The sequence below is a fragment of the Pseudomonas weihenstephanensis genome (assembly GCF_001043055.1).
Lineage (GTDB): Bacteria > Pseudomonadota > Gammaproteobacteria > Pseudomonadales > Pseudomonadaceae > Aquipseudomonas > Aquipseudomonas weihenstephanensis.
Genome location: NZ_JYLF01000007.1, coordinates 180,526 through 195,278, shown reverse-complemented (window position 1 = coordinate 195,278; position 14,753 = coordinate 180,526). Strand labels below are relative to the sequence as shown.

At 56.5% G+C, this 14,753-nt stretch carries 15 protein-coding genes and 1 tRNA gene; 7 read left to right on the top strand and 9 right to left on the bottom strand.

Annotation, left to right across the window (positions count from 1 at the left end; translation table 11 throughout):
• Window positions 1-137 precede the first annotated feature (137 nt).
• The 5 genes from TU86_RS17065 to TU86_RS17045 all read right to left on the bottom strand — a co-directional run bounded on the left by TU86_RS17065 (window position 138) and on the right by TU86_RS17045 (window position 3,833).
• Window positions 138-213 (bottom strand) — tRNA-Gly (locus TU86_RS17065).
• A 67-nt stretch (window positions 214-280) separates the two neighbouring features.
• A complete protein-coding gene (gene pgsA / locus TU86_RS17060; protein ID WP_048365490.1) occupies window positions 281-838 on the bottom strand; it encodes a CDP-diacylglycerol--glycerol-3-phosphate 3-phosphatidyltransferase in 558 nt (185 codons plus the stop codon).
• Window positions 839-870: 32 nt separating this feature from the next.
• On the bottom strand, window positions 871-2,694 hold the full coding sequence (uvrC, locus tag TU86_RS17055; protein ID WP_048365489.1) for an excinuclease ABC subunit UvrC: 1,824 nt from the start codon (window positions 2,692-2,694) through the stop codon (window positions 871-873).
• Window positions 2,695-2,696: 2 nt separating this feature from the next.
• A complete protein-coding gene (gene gacA, locus TU86_RS17050; protein ID WP_047273603.1) occupies window positions 2,697-3,335 on the bottom strand; it encodes a response regulator transcription factor GacA in 639 nt (212 codons plus the stop codon).
• A 132-nt stretch (window positions 3,336-3,467) separates the two neighbouring features.
• On the bottom strand, window positions 3,468-3,833 hold the full coding sequence (locus tag TU86_RS17045) for a helix-turn-helix domain-containing protein (RefSeq protein WP_048365554.1): 366 nt from the start codon (window positions 3,831-3,833) through the stop codon (window positions 3,468-3,470).
• An 81-nt stretch (window positions 3,834-3,914) separates the two neighbouring features.
• Between TU86_RS17045 and TU86_RS17040 the strand changes: the two genes are divergently transcribed.
• The 7 genes from TU86_RS17040 to TU86_RS17010 all read left to right on the top strand — a co-directional run bounded on the left by TU86_RS17040 (window position 3,915) and on the right by TU86_RS17010 (window position 10,745).
• On the top strand, window positions 3,915-4,151 hold the full coding sequence (locus TU86_RS17040; RefSeq protein WP_048365488.1) for a DNA-binding protein: 237 nt from the start codon (window positions 3,915-3,917) through the stop codon (window positions 4,149-4,151).
• A 677-nt stretch (window positions 4,152-4,828) separates the two neighbouring features.
• The gene (locus TU86_RS17035) at window positions 4,829-5,917 is read left to right on the top strand and encodes a 3-deoxy-7-phosphoheptulonate synthase (RefSeq protein WP_048365487.1); all 1,089 of its coding nucleotides are present in this window, start codon (window positions 4,829-4,831) and stop codon (window positions 5,915-5,917) included.
• Window positions 5,918-6,184: 267 nt separating this feature from the next.
• Window positions 6,185-7,069 (top strand): lipase family alpha/beta hydrolase, encoded by an 885-nt coding sequence (locus tag TU86_RS17030; protein ID WP_048365486.1) that lies wholly within the window; start codon window positions 6,185-6,187, stop codon window positions 7,067-7,069.
• A 93-nt stretch (window positions 7,070-7,162) separates the two neighbouring features.
• Window positions 7,163-7,444 carry a peptidylprolyl isomerase gene (locus TU86_RS17025; RefSeq protein ID WP_048365485.1) on the top strand — a complete coding sequence of 94 codons (282 nt, stop codon included), beginning with the start codon at window positions 7,163-7,165 and terminating at the stop codon, window positions 7,442-7,444.
• Between the two features lie 121 nt (window positions 7,445-7,565).
• Complete coding sequence (locus TU86_RS17020; protein WP_082152912.1) at window positions 7,566-8,336, top strand: 3-hydroxybutyrate dehydrogenase; 771 nt, start codon at window positions 7,566-7,568, stop codon at window positions 8,334-8,336.
• 147 nt (window positions 8,337-8,483) lie between these two features.
• A complete protein-coding gene (locus TU86_RS17015) occupies window positions 8,484-9,590 on the top strand; it encodes an enoyl-CoA hydratase/isomerase family protein (RefSeq protein ID WP_048365484.1) in 1,107 nt (368 codons plus the stop codon).
• A 3-nt stretch (window positions 9,591-9,593) separates the two neighbouring features.
• Window positions 9,594-10,745 (top strand): acyl-CoA dehydrogenase family protein, encoded by a 1,152-nt coding sequence (locus TU86_RS17010; RefSeq protein ID WP_048365483.1) that lies wholly within the window; start codon window positions 9,594-9,596, stop codon window positions 10,743-10,745.
• Window positions 10,746-10,853: 108 nt separating this feature from the next.
• Here the strand turns inward: TU86_RS17010 and TU86_RS17005 are convergent, their stop codons facing one another.
• Genes TU86_RS17005 through TU86_RS16990 form a run of 4 tightly spaced genes read right to left on the bottom strand, consistent with a single transcriptional unit; the run spans window position 10,854 to window position 14,752 of the window.
• Complete coding sequence (locus TU86_RS17005; protein WP_048365482.1) at window positions 10,854-11,627, bottom strand: enoyl-CoA hydratase; 774 nt, start codon at window positions 11,625-11,627, stop codon at window positions 10,854-10,856.
• Between the two features lie 16 nt (window positions 11,628-11,643).
• Complete coding sequence (locus TU86_RS17000; RefSeq protein ID WP_048365481.1) at window positions 11,644-12,771, bottom strand: acyl-CoA dehydrogenase; 1,128 nt, start codon at window positions 12,769-12,771, stop codon at window positions 11,644-11,646.
• A gap of 9 nt (window positions 12,772-12,780) precedes the next feature.
• Entirely contained in the window at window positions 12,781-13,974 is a 1,194-nt protein-coding gene (locus TU86_RS16995; protein WP_048365480.1) for an acetyl-CoA C-acyltransferase, read from the bottom strand.
• Window positions 13,975-13,984: 10 nt separating this feature from the next.
• A complete protein-coding gene (locus TU86_RS16990; protein WP_048365479.1) occupies window positions 13,985-14,752 on the bottom strand; it encodes an SDR family NAD(P)-dependent oxidoreductase in 768 nt (255 codons plus the stop codon).
• Window position 14,753 lies beyond the last annotated feature (1 nt).

Below are 14,753 nucleotides of genomic sequence, written 5' to 3'. Positions count from 1 at the left end.
ATTTCATGGACTAATTTCTGGACTAAAAAAGTCCGGATACGCTGGTTTTCGATGGATTGCACTGGAACGAAAAAAGACGCCGAAGCGTCTATTTTCAATGACTTACAGACTTCCGTGGAACTCTGTAGATCGATATATGGAGCGGGAAACGAGACTCGAACTCGCGACCCCGACCTTGGCAAGGTCGTGCTCTACCAACTGAGCTATTCCCGCGTCTTGGTGGTGCGCATTCTATAGTTTTAAAAGAATGCGTCAACCCCTTGATTCAATAAGTTTTATTTTATTTTCCTGAAGTGGTTTTCAAATGTGGCCAGGCAGCCCGCAAATATTGGAGCATCGACCACAACGTCAACCCGGCAGCGACCAACAACAGGCCATATCCGACAACCACCCAAAAGCTGAAATCTGAGGGGTTAGCGAGCAAAATCACGAGTGCCAGCATCTGTGCGGCGGTTTTCCATTTGCCCATGTTGGATACGGCAACTTGTGCTCGCGCGCCCAACTCGGCCATCCACTCGCGCAGAGCAGAAATCACGATCTCACGACCAATGATTACGGCGGCCGGCAAGGTCAGCCAGACGTTATGGTGCTCTTGCACCAACAACACCAGGGCAACAGCCACCATCAATTTGTCTGCCACCGGGTCGAGGAAGGCACCAAAGGGGGTACTTTGCTCCAATCGCCGGGCCAGATACCCGTCCAGCCAATCCGTTGCCGCCGCAAATGCAAAGACAGAACTGGAGGCAACATAGCTCCAGCTGTAGGGGAGGTAGAACAACAGGATGAAGATAGGAATCAGAAGAACGCGTAGTACGGTGATCAAATTAGGGATATTCATCGGCACAACTGGCTACGAGGTGAGGTGGCATTCTACTCGCTGTGCAGATTTGCATAAATCAACTCAGCGAGCTTTTTACTGATCCCGGGTGCTTTGGCGATCTCCTCGATGCTTGCACGAGACAGCTCTTGTAATCCACCAAAATGTTTCAATAAATCTCGGCGGCGCGTCGGGCCTACCCCTGCAATGCCTTCCAGCGTGGAGGTTCTACGGGTTTTTCCGCGACGAGCGCGGTGCCCGGTAATGGCAAAACGGTGAGCTTCGTCGCGTATTTGCTGAATCAAATGCAAAGCCGGAGAATCCCCCTTCAGGGTGAAATCGTGAGCTGAATCATTCAGGTACAAGGTTTCGAAACCGGCCTTACGCGTTGTCCCTTTGGCAACACCCAGCAAGATGAGGTCGGGAACCGCCAATTCATTCAGCACTTCCCGGGCCATGGACATCTGCCCTTTACCACCGTCGACCAGCAGAATATCCGGCAACTTGCCCTCACCCTCTTTGAGTCGACTAAAGCGGCGCATCAGGGCCTGACGCATGGCGGCGTAGTCATCACCTGCGGTGACGCCCTCAATGTTAAAACGCCTGTAGTCTGACTTGATTGGGCCTTCAGGCCCGAAAACGACGCAAGAGGCAACAGTGGCCTCCCCGCTTGAGTGGCTGATGTCATAGCATTCCAGCCGCTGCGGAATTTCATCCAGCTTGAGCACCTTGGCCAGCGCTTCAAAACGCGCCGCTACATGCTGGCGATTAGCCAAGCGAGCACTCAACGCCTGCTCGGCGTTGGTCACGGCCAATTGTTGCCAGCGCGCACGCGTACCGCGTACTCGATAGCTGATTGCCATTTCCCGCCCGCGCAGCTCCTCTATGGCCGCGCTGATGGCTTCAAAGCTCTCGTGCTCGACGTTCACGATCAATTCGCCTGGCAAGTCACGCTCAGGGCTGCTGATGTAGTACTGCCCAAGAAAGGCCGCCATGACTTCGGCCACCTCCTCCTCAATGCCCACTTGTGGAAAGAAGTTCTTGCTACCCAACACCCGCCCGCCCCGCACATTGATCAAGTGCACGCAGGCACCACCGGGGTTCACAAATGCGGCGATCACATCCACATCGCCATTGCCGCCTTCCATACTTTGCTGGTCCTGGACACGGCGCAACAATGAGATCTGATCGCGTATTTGGGCGGCACGCTCAAAGTCCAAAGTGCTGGCGGCCTGCTCCATGGCACTGTTCAATTCGTCGGTCAGTGCGCTGCTGCGCCCCTCAAGGAACATCACCGAGTGACGCACGTCCTCAGCGTATTCCTGCGGTTCAACCAGGCCGACGCACGGTCCCTTGCAGCGCTTGATCTGATATTGCAGACAAGGCCGGGTTCGATTTTTGAAGTAGCTGTCATCGCATTGACGCACCAGGAAAGTCTTTTGCAAAAGGCTCAAACTTTCTCGAATCGCACCCGCACTGGGATATGGCCCAAAATACTTACCCTTGGGTTTCTTGGCGCCACGGTGAATGCTCAGGCGCGGGTATTGACCATCAGACAGAAATACATAGGGATACGATTTATCGTCACGAAGCAGAATGTTGTACGGCGGACGCCATTCTTTGATCAGCGTCTGTTCAAGCAACAAGGCTTCGGTTTCGTTGGCGGTGATCGTGGTTTCGATCTGAGCGATGCGCGAGACCAGCGCAGCTGTTTTGGGGGCCAGCCCGGCTTTTCGAAAATAGCTGGCCAAACGCTTTTTCAGGTTCTTGGCCTTGCCCACGTAAAGCAGGCGAGCGTCGCGATCGAACATGCGATATACGCCAGGACGACCGCTGCACGTCGAAAGAAAGGCACTTGAATCAAACACGTCAGTCATCGTCAACCAGCATCTACCATGCCGTGGCGAACAGCCAACAAGGCCAGTTCAACATCACTTTTAACCGAAAGTTTTTCAAAGATCCGATAACGGTAGGTATTCACCGTTTTGGGGGACAGGCATAACTTATCGGAGATGACCTGCACTTTTTGGCAGCCGACGATCATCAGGGCAATCTGGATTTCACGTTCGGACAAGGCGTCAAAGGGAGAGTCGCTGGCAGGCTGAAATGACTTGAGCGCCAACTGCTGAGCCACCTGCGGACTTATGTAGCGCTGGCCCGCGAACACCAGGCGTATGGCCTGAACCATCTCAGCCAGGCCAGCACCTTTGGTCATATAGCCAGCAGCGCCTGCTTGCAGCAAGCGCGTAGGAAACGGGTCTTCTTCACAGACGGTCACCGCAACTACTTTGATATCGGGATGGCTACGCATCATTTTGCGTGTCGCCTCCAGACCCCCAATGCCAGGCATTTTGACATCCATCAGGACGACATCCGGTTTCAGTTCACGAGCCTTGATCAATGACTCTTCGCCGGACTCGGCCTGACCTACTACCTGCAAGCCATCGATATCAGCCAGCATTCGTGTGATGCCTGTACGCACAAGATCATGGTCATCGACCACTAGAACCCGAATCAAGTCGACACCTCGTAAATTGGTCTTCGTTGGTTGCCGACACCTTAGCAAAAAACAATTGAACCAACCTATTTACCTGCAACGTCACCCCCCGCAAAAACAAGATGAGCCTATAAGCCGCCCGTGTTCATGGGTTTAAGCGTCACTCGGCTCATGACGATTTTTAACTGAATGGATCACCGTCAAGTCGGCCAATGTAGTCGTCAAGCGGCGAATAGCATCCTGATCCTCCTTTTGCAGCACGCGGTAACTGACCAGCACCTTCTCTTCTACCTGACTCAGATTATCGACCAATGTCGGCGTTGGACTGCCCGTCAACACAAAAAGTACATCTACACCGCGCTCAGCCACCCGCGATAAATAATCTGCCTTGGGTGCGCGATCGCCATTTTCATATTTGCCCTGTGCATTTGCTTCAACGCCACCGATTATGCCAAAAGCTTTCTGCGACATACCCAGTCGCTCTCTCTCTTGCCTCAACCGCGAACCAATTCCACTCATTTGGATGTAAGTTCCCATTTTAAACACCCGCCCGGATGGTATAATCAAAAAATATTAAACAACTTTGAACGGTTTTGAACTATGACCGGAATTCGTACTGCCGCACAAGCCAAGGCATGGCTGGAGCATCAAGGAAAGTCGGTTCAAGAGTTTGCTCGAGAACACGGCGTTGACCCGGCAACCACGTATCAAGTGCTCGCCGGGCGCAAAAAAGGAAAGCGCGGAGAAGCCCACAAAGTGGCGGTACTGTTGGGCATGAAGGATGGAATCATTCCTGCTCCAGCAGAGGCTATGGCGAAAAGTGATTCCCTCAGTTGAGTATGCGCCTTAATGCAAATACCACCCGCTTTAGAATTGAGCCATGCGGACAAAGCCGTCAGCTGCACACGATCCAGGGACTGTTCAACGCTAAATCCTTGATCTGACTATTCATGAATTCGCCACTCATAGCCCCCGCTACAACGGCTCATAGCATTTTTTGATTGAATCGGTTGACTTGTCTCGAGTAAGCTTCGAGCCATTCATCGGAGAGCAGCCATGTTGCACCACGCCCACTCAGACATTTGCCAGATCGCCAGCGTTTCGCGCTCGGTTGGCGCTGTGTGCGCGAACAACACGCTCTGCGCTGCACGATTTTATTTTGGGTATTGGTTTAGCCACTGGCGCGCCTGATACCCAACCGGCGCCCATGTTTCAGGGGTCGCCTACCAGAGAATTCTCACCCCCGGTCGGCTCCCCGACCGGGGGTTTTGTTTTTTCAGGCCCTAACAATTTATTAATTTGAGGATTTAACCCATGAACTACGCCACTTATTACCGCTTCGACCTTTGCACTGCATGGCGATTTATCAGCCGTCGTTCGGGACAGTCTGCCGCCTCCGAACGGACCCACATTGGTGGCAAGCATGAACTCACGACCTGTCCGGTCAATCGTCGAACACCCCACTAGGGCCGAGCGCGCGGGAAATCCCGCCGCCTGCCCAGGAAGCTCACATCATGAACGCAACCGCCTGCGCACTACCCACCGCTACCCCAGAAAGCAAAAACGTCTTGACCCAACGCCTGCCCAGCGCAGCGCAACTCAAGCAGCAATTGCCGCTGAGCACACTGTTGTGCAATCAGGTCAGCGAACAACGCCAAGCCATCCGCGCCATCCTCAACGGTGAAGACGCCCGACTGTTGATTGTGGTCGGCCCCTGCTCTATCCACGACCCTCAATCAGCCCTTGAATACGCCAGCCATCTGGCGGCTCTGTCCCGCGATATCAGCAAGGACGTGCTGTTGGTGATGCGTGCCTACATCGAAAAACCGCGCACCACGGTGGGATGGAAAGGTCTGGCCTACGACCCCCATCTGGACGGCAGCGATGATATGGCCCACGGCCTCACACTGTCGCGAGAATTGATGATCGAAATGTTGCGCATGGGGCTGCCTGTTGCCACCGAACTGTTGCAACCCATTGCTGCTGGATACTTCGACGACTTGCTGGGCTGGGTGGCGATTGGCGCACGCACAACCGAATCACAGATACACCGGGAAATGGCCAGTGGCCTTGACCTGCCCGTAGGCTTCAAAAACGGCACCGATGGCGGGGTTTCCATTGCCTGCGATGCCATGCGTTCCGCGGCACATAGCCATCGACACTTCGGCGTGGATGATCGAGGCCATCCGGCCATAGTCTTGACCCCAGGCAACCCTGATACCCACTTGGTATTACGCGGCGGTCACAGCGGCCCGAACTACGACTGCGCACATGTAGCCAAAGCACGTGCCGGGCTTGAGAAAAATGGCATCTCCGTACGCCTGATGGTGGATTGCAGCCATGCCAACAGCGGCAAAGACCCGCTGCGCCAACCCGACGTCTTCAACGATGTGCTTGCGCAACGGCTCGCGGGGGATGACTCAGTGATCGGCATGATGCTCGAAAGCCATCTCTTCGAAGGTTGCCAACCCCTGAGTGACGACATGCGCTACGGCGTGTCTGTGACCGACGGCTGCCTTGGCTGGGAGGCGACCGAGCACTTATTGCGAAATGCCGCTACCCAACTGCGCCAACAACGGATAAAGACCAACGTCATCGGCTAGCCTTGCTCCCCTGCGCAACCCGGCATTGCCATGCCTGCGGTTGCGCAAGAACAGGAGCGTACCTGTCAGGCAGGCCAATTCAAGCGGTCTGACAATTCAGCACAACCAGCCAGATATGCGCTCCCCCTCGGCAGGATTGCTGCTAATGAGGCTCTAATCCAGGCTTATGAGCCGCTAAGGCTATCCAACTCCCCAGCACAACAACGCTCAGGTTGTCATCTAGGGTGTTGTCTATGGATCAACCATCTTGCGAGGATGCGCATAGACATGGATACGTCAGCCCATACGCAGTACCCGATTGTTTTGGTGCACGGGCTTTTTGGCTTCGACCACATCGGCCCGTTCAACTATTTCAAAGGCATCAAGCAGGCACTCAATAACGCTGGTGCCACTGTTTACGTAGCGCAAGTATCAGCCGCCAACAGCAATGAGTTACGCGGTGAGCAATTACTTGAGCAAGTACACGCCATTTGTCGTCATTACGGTTCACCCAAGGTCAACCTGATCGGCCACAGCCAGGGCGCCCTGACCTCCCGTTATGCAGGCGCTATCGCCCCGCAGGCCGTGGCGTCCGTCACCTCTGTCAGCGGCCCCAACCACGGCTCAGAACTGGCCGACCGTTTGCGTCAGGCGTTTACCCCGGGCAAACGTCCAGAGCTGGTCGTCGCGGCCTTGACCACAGCATTTGGCTCGTTCATGTCCGCCATCAGCGGCCAACCGAACAATCCGCAGGATGCACTCAGTGCGTTAAATGCGCTGACGACAAAAGGCGTAGCGCAATTCAACCGCAAATACCCGCAAGGTTTACCCGGCGTCTGGGGCGGCATGGGCCCGGAACAGGCCAATGGCGTTTTCTATTATTCCTGGAGCGGGATCATTAAAGGGTCACTCCTGTCCGAGTCGATCAACATCCTGGACCCCTTGCACAATGCCTGCCGGGTCTTCGCACGTTTCTTCACCCATGAAACCAAACAAAACGACGGAATGGTGGGGCGTTTCAGCTCGCATTTAGGCCATGTCATTCGTTCGGATTACGCGCTGGACCACATGGACACGATTAATCACTTGGCAGGCAGGCGCCCCCCAAAAGCCGTAGACCCCGTGAAGCTATATGTCGAGCATGCCCAGCGTCTGAAGGCCAAAGGCCTGTGACGCACCAAGAGCGATTCATCTCAGGAACTTTTGCCGAGAAAAAACGGACTGAATCCGGTAGTCTCACCACTTTATTGAAAGGAGCACTCTCTCATGGCTAAAGCCACCGCCCGTCACATCCTTGTTGCCAGCGAAGCCAAGTGCAATGAACTGAAAACACAAATCGAAGGCGGCGCTGATTTCGCTGAAGTCGCCAAAGCCAACTCTACTTGCCCTTCAAGCCGTCAAGGTGGCGATCTGGGTTCTTTTGGTCCAGGCCAAATGGTTAAAGAATTCGACACTGTAGTGTTCAGCGCACCGATTAACGTGGTTCAAGGCCCGGTTAAAACCCAGTTCGGCTACCACCTGCTAGAAGTCACCAGCCGTCAGGACTAACTCTGCGGTTTTGTGTGATAACGGCCCGCCCTTTGGTGGGCCGTTTCGTATCCGCAGCCTTAACCTCGTGCTACGTTTCCTCATTCATGAATGAATCGTGTCTCACTTGGGGGAATTGATCATGAGCCTTAAGGGTAAAACTGCATTGGTAACCGGCTCCACCAGTGGCATTGGTCTGGGCATTGCGATGAGCCTGGCCAAAGCGGGGGCTGACGTAGTACTCAACGGGTTCGGCGATGCCAGCAAAGTCATCGCAGACGTTGAACAATTCGGTGGTCGGGTTGGCCATCATGCTGCCGACGTCAGCGACCCCACCCAGATTGCCGACATGATCAGCTATGGCGAACGTGAATTCGGCGGCATTGATATTCTGGTCAACAACGCAGGCATCCAGCATGTGGCCAGCGTCGAACAATTCCCGGTTGAGCGCTGGGACGCGATCATCGCCATCAACCTGTCAGCGGTGTTTCATAGCACCCGCCTCGCCCTGCCCGGCATGCACAAGCGCAATTGGGGACGCATCGTCAATATCGCATCGGTTCACGGGCTGGTTGGCTCGGCGGGCAAATCGGCCTATGTAGCTGCCAAACATGGCGTGATCGGTCTGACCAAAGTCGTAGGACTGGAAACCGCCACCAGCAACATCACCTGCAACGCCATCTGCCCCGGCTGGGTGCTCACCCCACTGGTGCAAAATCAAATTGATCAACGCATCAGCCAGGGCATCGACCCCTATCAGGCCCAACATGACCTGCTGGCCGAGAAGCAGCCCTCTCTGGAGTTTGTGACGCCGCCTCAACTGGGAGAGTTGGTGTTATTTCTGTGCAGCGAAGCAGCCAGCCAAGTGCGCGGCGCCGCCTGGAATGTCGATGGGGGTTGGCTCGCGCAGTAACAGCACATATTTACGCCCCCCCAACATGCAAATATGCACGTTTGCCCTGCACTTATTCCGGTTGTAATGGGCAAATTTGCACTGTTAGCATCGAGCATCGTTCGCCTGCGGACAGCCCTAAAAACAAGACAAAGCAGGGAGTTAGTGATGACTGCTCAGGTTTCTTCCACACCGGCACCGTATGTTGAGGTCGTTCAATCCGAAATTCTGGCTCACGTGCGCAACCATATTGGCCACCTGACCCTGAACCGCCCAAGCGGCCTCAATGCCATCAATCTGAACATGGTGCGCGAACTTCAGCGTCACCTCGACACGTGGGCCAAAGACGTCAACGTCAAAGCGGTGGTTCTGCGCGGTGCGGGTGACAAAGCCTTCTGCGCAGGCGGTGATATCCGCTCGCTGTACGACAGCTACCGCCATAAAAACTCCCTGCATACCGCGTTCTTCGAAGAGGAATACGCCCTCGATCTGGCCCTGCACCACTACCCCAAACCCGTTCTGGCGCTGATGGACGGTTTAGTCTTGGGCGGCGGCATGGGACTGGTTCAGGGCGCTGATCTGCGTGTCGTCACTGAGCGTAGCAAGCTGGCAATGCCGGAAGTCGGCATCGGGTATTTCCCGGATGTGGGCGGCAGCTATTTTTTGACCCGTACGCCTGGCCAATTGGGCACCTATCTGGGTGTCAGCGGTGTACAGATTCGCGCCAGTGACGCGCTGTATTGCGGGCTTGCAGACCGGTACATCGTCAGCAGCGTCTTGCCCGATCTTGACCGTGCACTCGACTCGATGAAATGGCGCTCCGCGCCTCTGGACGATCTCAAGGCCCAGCTTGAGCGGCTGACCGTCGATACCCTGCCCGACCCGCCGCTAAAAAAACTGCGCACACTGATTGATAACACCTTCAATGCCCAGACCGTCCCTGACATCGTCGCCCGGCTGCGTGCGACCTCTGACCCGGCGCACCAAGCCTGGGCTAATGAAACGGCTGACCTGCTGCACACCCGCTCGCCTCTGGCCATGGCCGTCACCCTCGAAATGCTGCGCCGTGGCCTTGCGCTACCGCTTGAACAATGTTTCGCGCTGGAGCTGCACCTGGATCGTCAATGGTTCGACCGTGGCGATTTGATTGAAGGGATACGCGCGCTGATTATCGACAAAGACAAAACACCGCACTGGAATCCACCGACGCTAGACGCCCTGGATGCGGATAAAGTCGCGAGTTTTTTCATTAACTTTAAACCTGCGGGAGTCTGAGCCATGCAGGACATCGAACTGAGCGAAGAACACGTAATGATTCGCGACATGGCCCGTGATTTTGCCCGTAGCGAAATCGCGCCACATGCCCAGGCGTGGGAAAAAGCAGGCTGGATTGACGACGCTCTGGTCGCGAAAATGGGCGAGCTGGGTTTGCTCGGCATGGTAGTACCAGAAGAATGGGGTGGCACCTATGTTGATTACGTAGCCTACGCCCTGGCGGTCGAAGAGATTTCGGCCGGCGATGGTGCCACCGGCGCGCTGATGAGCATTCATAACTCGGTAGGCTGTGGCCCGATCCTCAAATACGGCAACGAAGCGCAAAAGCAAACCTGGCTGGCAGAACTTGCCAGCGGTCAAACCATTGGCTGTTTTTGCCTGACTGAACCGCAGGCCGGCTCCGAAGCCCACAACCTGCGTACCCGCGCAGAACTGCATGACGGCCACTGGGTGATCAACGGCGCCAAACAGTTTGTCAGCAACGGCAAGCGCGCCAAACTCGCCATCGTGTTTGCCGTCACTGATCCTGAGCTGGGTAAAAAGGGCCTTTCTGCGTTCTTGGTGCCAACTGATACGCCGGGCTTTATCGTCGATCGCACAGAACACAAAATGGGCATCCGCGCCTCGGACACCTGCGCTGTCACGCTGAGCAACTGCACCGTGCCGCAAGCCAATTTGCTGGGTGAACGCGGCAAGGGCCTGGCGATTGCCCTGTCCAATCTTGAAGGCGGTCGCATCGGTATTGCCGCGCAAGCGCTGGGGATCGCCCGTGCAGCATTTGAAGCCGCATTGGCCTACGCCCGTGATCGCGTGCAGTTTGATAAAGCGATCATCGAGCACCAAAGCGTTGCCAACATGCTGGCCGACATGCAAACCCGCCTCAATGCTGCGCGCCTGCTGATCCTGCACGCTGCGCGCCTGCGCAGCGCCGGCAAGCCATGTCTGTCAGAGGCGTCGCAAGCCAAACTGTTTGCTTCGGAGATCGCCGAGTACGTGTGCTCCAAAGCCATTCAGATTCACGGCGGGTATGGCTACCTGGAGGATTACCCGGTCGAGCGTTACTACCGCGATGCGCGCATTACCCAGATCTACGAAGGTTCTAGCGAGATTCAGCGGATGGTGATTGCACGAGAGCTGAAAAACTACCTGATCTGAACCTGCCCCCTCCAGGAGCGCACAAATGCGGTTCTGGAGGGGTTAAGGCCTTTTAGCTGACGCACGCTTGCACGCCATCCAGACCCCGCGGTGTTCAGGCACAACCCGTCACTGATGCTTGAACTGCGCTTCACGCTTGCCCACGAAAGCCGCCATGCCTTCTTTCTGGTCGTGAGTGGCAAACAGGGAGTGGAACACCCGACGTTCAAAGCGCACGCCTTCTGCCAGGGTCACTTCAAAGGCGCGGTTGACGCATTCTTTGGTCAACATCAATACCGGCAAGGATTTCTTGGCGATCAAAGCCGCCACTTTCAACGCCTCTTCAACCAATTCGTCAACCGGCACCACGCGCGACACCAGCCCCGAGCGCTCAGCTTCAGCCGCGTCGATCAAGCGCCCGCTCAAGCACATCTCCATGGCTTTCGCCTTGCCCACAGCGCGGGTCAAGCGCTGCGTGCCGCCCATACCCGGCAACACGCCGAGGTTGATTTCAGGCTGGCCAAATTTGGCGTTATCACCGGCCAAAATGAAGTCGCACATCATGGCCAGCTCACAACCACCGCCCAAGGCAAACCCGGCCACTGCCGCAATAATTGGTTTGCGGCGGGTCGATACGCGCTCGCTGTCTGAAAACAGGTCGTCCAGATAAATTTGCGGGTAGGTCAGATCGGCCATTTCCTTGATATCGGCCCCGGCCGCAAAGGCTTTTTTAGACCCCGTAAGCACGATGCAACCGATCTCGTTATTCGCCTCCAACTGATCCAGCGCTTGATTGACTTCGCTCACCAGCTGCGCATTCAAGGCATTGAGCGCCTGTGGCCGGTTCAGGGTAATCAGGCCAACATGCCCGTGAATGTCCAACAGCAAGGTTTCGTAACTCATGGATAAGGTCCTCAATTCAAAGATTGCGCGAAATGACCATGCGCTGAATATCGCTGGTGCCTTCATAAATCTGACACACCCGCACATCGCGATAGATGCGCTCCAGCGGGAAGTCGCTCAAATAGCCATACCCCCCCAAGGTTTGCAACGCCTTGGAACACACCCGCTCAGCCATTTCCGACGCAAACAGCTTCGCCTGCGAAGCCTCGACCAAGGCCGATTGCCCGCTGTCACGTAACGCGGCGGCGTATTGCACCATCTGGCGGGCCACCGCAATTTCAGTCGACATGTCTGCCAAACGAAAGGCCACGGCTTGATGCTGGACCAAAGGCTGACCAAACGTGACACGCTCGCGAGCGTAATCACGAGCCGCCTCAAAGGCCGCGCGCGCCATCCCCACCGCTTGTGAGGCAATGCCGATGCGACCGCCTTCGAGGTTGCCCAGCGCGATTTTGTAGCCCTGCCCTTCTTCACCCAAAAGATTGCCCAGCGGGATTTTCATCTCCGTAAACAGGATCTGGCAGGTGTCGGAGGCGTGCTGCCCCAGCTTGTCTTCGACGCGGGCCACGCTGTAACCCACCGTATCGGTGGGCACGATAAAGGCACTGATGCCGCGCTTGCCGGCGGCGGGGTCCGTGACCGCAAACACAATCACCACCCCTGCGTTTTGCCCCGAGGTAATAAATTGCTTACAGCCATTGAGCACGTAGCCGTCAACTTCACGCCGAGCACGGGTTTTCAGGTCACTGGCGTCAGAACCGGCCTGAGGCTCGGTCAGTGCAAACGCCCCGAGCATGGCGCCGCTGGCCAAAGGCATCAGAAAGTCGCTTTTTTGCTGCTCGGTACCGTACTTCAGGATTGGCACACAACCCACCGAGTTGTGCACGCTCATGATGGTGGAGCATGCACCGTCCCCGGCGGCGATTTCCTCCAGGGCCATCGCGTAAGCCTGATAACCGGTATCACAACCACCCCATTGTTCAGGGACCAACATGCCGAAGAACCCCAGCTCGGCCATTTGCGTGATGGCTTCGCGAGGAAAACGATGCTGCTTGTCCCACTCAGCTGCAAAGGGCTTCAAACGCTCTTGGGCGAACTGGCGGGCCGCTTCACGAATGTGTAACTGTTCGGATGTGGGGAGCATAAAAATTCCTTAGTACAGGCATTCCACAGCAATCGCCGTGGCTTCGCCGCCGCCGATGCAAATTGCGGCCACGCCGTGTTTGAGTTTTTGTTGGCGCAACGCCGAGAGTAGCGTGACCAGAATCCGCGCACCCGAGGCCCCGATCGGGTGACCCAGCGCGCAGGCGCCACCATGAATATTGACGTTGCTGTGTGGCAGATCCAGTTCGCTCATGGTCACCAGACTCACCACCGCAAAGGCCTCGTTGATTTCGAACAGGTCGACTTCATTCAGGCTCCAGCCGGTCTTGCTCATCAGACGCTTGATCGCGCCCACCGGTGCGGTCGGGAACAAACTTGGCTCATCGGCAAACGCCGCATGCCCGTGGATCACGGCCAGTGGCGTGAGGCCACGTTGTTGCGCGTGTGAACGGCGCATCAGCACCAATGCAGCCGCCCCGTCAGAAATGGAGCTGGAATTGGCCGCCGTGACAGTGCCACCGTCGCGAAAGGCAGGCTTCAACGTCGCAATTTTCGCCAAATTGGCTTTTGGCGGTTGTTCGTCATGGCTGATCAGGCGCTGTTCTTTACCCACTGTGACCTGCACCGGCACGATTTCAGCGCTGAAGCTACCGTCACTGATCGCCTGCTGAGCGCGGGTCAATGACGCTACGGCAAACGCATCTTGCGCTTCACGACTGAAGCCATGGGCGTGCGCGCAGTCTTCAGCGAACGTGCCCATCAAACGACCTCGTTCGTAGGCGTCTTCCAGGCCATCGAGGAACATGTGATCCAGTACCCGGCCATGCCCCATGCGATAACCACTGCGCGCACGGTCCAGCAAATAAGGGGCATTCGACATGCTTTCCATACCGCCTGCCACCACCACATCGACGCCGCCAGCTAGCAAACGATCGTGCGCCAGAATGGTTGCTTCCATGCCCGAGCCACACATCTTGTTCAGCGTGGTACAACGCGTGCCTTTGTCCAGCCCGGCACCCAGCGCGGCCTGACGGGCAGGCGCCTGCCCCAGGCCTGCCGACAGCACACAACCAAACAACACCTCTTCGACGCTATCGCTGGCAATACCCGCCCGCTCCACGGCTGCACGAATCGCGGCTGCACCCAGTTGCGGGGCCGTGAGGCCCTTGAAGTCGCCTTGAAAGCCACCCATGGGCGTGCGGGCAACGCTGACAATTACCACCGGATCATTCACTAACGTCATTTCGTTCTCCTTATTTCACAGCCATGCGCAGAGCACCATCAAGACGGATCACTTCGCCGTTGAGCATGCTGTTTTCAATGATGTGCCGAACCAGCGACGCATACTCGTCAGGCTTGCCCAAACGCGCAGGAAAAGGCACGCCAGCGGCCAGGGACTCGCGCACTTGCGGCGTCATGCCCACCATCATCGGTGTTTCAAAAATACCGGGGGCGATGGTCATCACACGAATGCCGAACCGCGCCAACTCACGGGCCGCCGGTAATGTGAGGCTGGCAATCGCCCCCTTGGATGCGGCATACGCGGCCTGACCGATCTGACCCTCAAAGGCGGCCACCGACGCCGTATTGATGATCACACCGCGCTCACCTTCAGCATCTGCAGTGGTTTGAGCGATGGCCGCAGCCGCCAGACGCAGCATGTTGAAACTGCCAATCAAATTGACATTAATGACTTGGCTGAAGCTTTCCAGCGCGTGCGGGCCATTTTTGCCGAGGATCTTTTCGCCGCGCACAATGCCCGCGCAATTGACCAAGCCATTGAGGCCACCAAACGTTGCGACGGCGGCCTCGACCGCCGCCTGCGCTGCATCAGCCTGGCTGATATCAGCCACCGCGCTGCGGGCCTGATCGCCCAGCTTGAGTGCTTGTGCTGCCACTGCATCGGCGTTCAAGTCCACCAACATCACTTTGGCACCCGCCTTGACCAACATGTGGGCCGTGGCTGCGCCGAGTCCCGACGCTGCGCCTGTGACGATAAAAACGTTGTCTGCGATCTGCATG

Excerpts from the sequence above, each read along its gene's own strand:
- pgsA (WP_048365490.1), bottom strand. The coding sequence starts at position 838 with ATGAATATCCCTAATTTGATCACCGTACTACGCGTTCTTCTGATTCCT.
- uvrC (WP_048365489.1), bottom strand. The coding sequence starts at position 2,694 with ATGACTGACGTGTTTGATTCAAGTGCCTTTCTTTCGACGTGCAGCGGT.
- TU86_RS17045 (WP_048365554.1), bottom strand. The coding sequence starts at position 3,833 with ATGAGTGGAATTGGTTCGCGGTTGAGGCAAGAGAGAGAGCGACTGGGT.
- TU86_RS17040 (WP_048365488.1), top strand. The coding sequence starts at position 3,915 with ATGACCGGAATTCGTACTGCCGCACAAGCCAAGGCATGGCTGGAGCAT.
- TU86_RS17035 (WP_048365487.1), top strand. The coding sequence starts at position 4,829 with ATGAACGCAACCGCCTGCGCACTACCCACCGCTACCCCAGAAAGCAAA.
- TU86_RS17030 (WP_048365486.1), top strand. The coding sequence starts at position 6,185 with ATGGATACGTCAGCCCATACGCAGTACCCGATTGTTTTGGTGCACGGG.
- TU86_RS17025 (WP_048365485.1), top strand. The coding sequence starts at position 7,163 with ATGGCTAAAGCCACCGCCCGTCACATCCTTGTTGCCAGCGAAGCCAAG.
- TU86_RS17020 (WP_082152912.1), top strand. The coding sequence starts at position 7,566 with ATGAGCCTTAAGGGTAAAACTGCATTGGTAACCGGCTCCACCAGTGGC.
- TU86_RS17015 (WP_048365484.1), top strand. The coding sequence starts at position 8,484 with ATGACTGCTCAGGTTTCTTCCACACCGGCACCGTATGTTGAGGTCGTT.
- TU86_RS17010 (WP_048365483.1), top strand. The coding sequence starts at position 9,594 with ATGCAGGACATCGAACTGAGCGAAGAACACGTAATGATTCGCGACATG.
- TU86_RS17005 (WP_048365482.1), bottom strand. The coding sequence starts at position 11,627 with ATGAGTTACGAAACCTTGCTGTTGGACATTCACGGGCATGTTGGCCTG.
- TU86_RS17000 (WP_048365481.1), bottom strand. The coding sequence starts at position 12,771 with ATGCTCCCCACATCCGAACAGTTACACATTCGTGAAGCGGCCCGCCAG.
- TU86_RS16995 (WP_048365480.1), bottom strand. The coding sequence starts at position 13,974 with ATGACGTTAGTGAATGATCCGGTGGTAATTGTCAGCGTTGCCCGCACG.
- TU86_RS16990 (WP_048365479.1), bottom strand. The coding sequence starts at position 14,752 with ATGCAGATCGCAGACAACGTTTTTATCGTCACAGGCGCAGCGTCGGGA.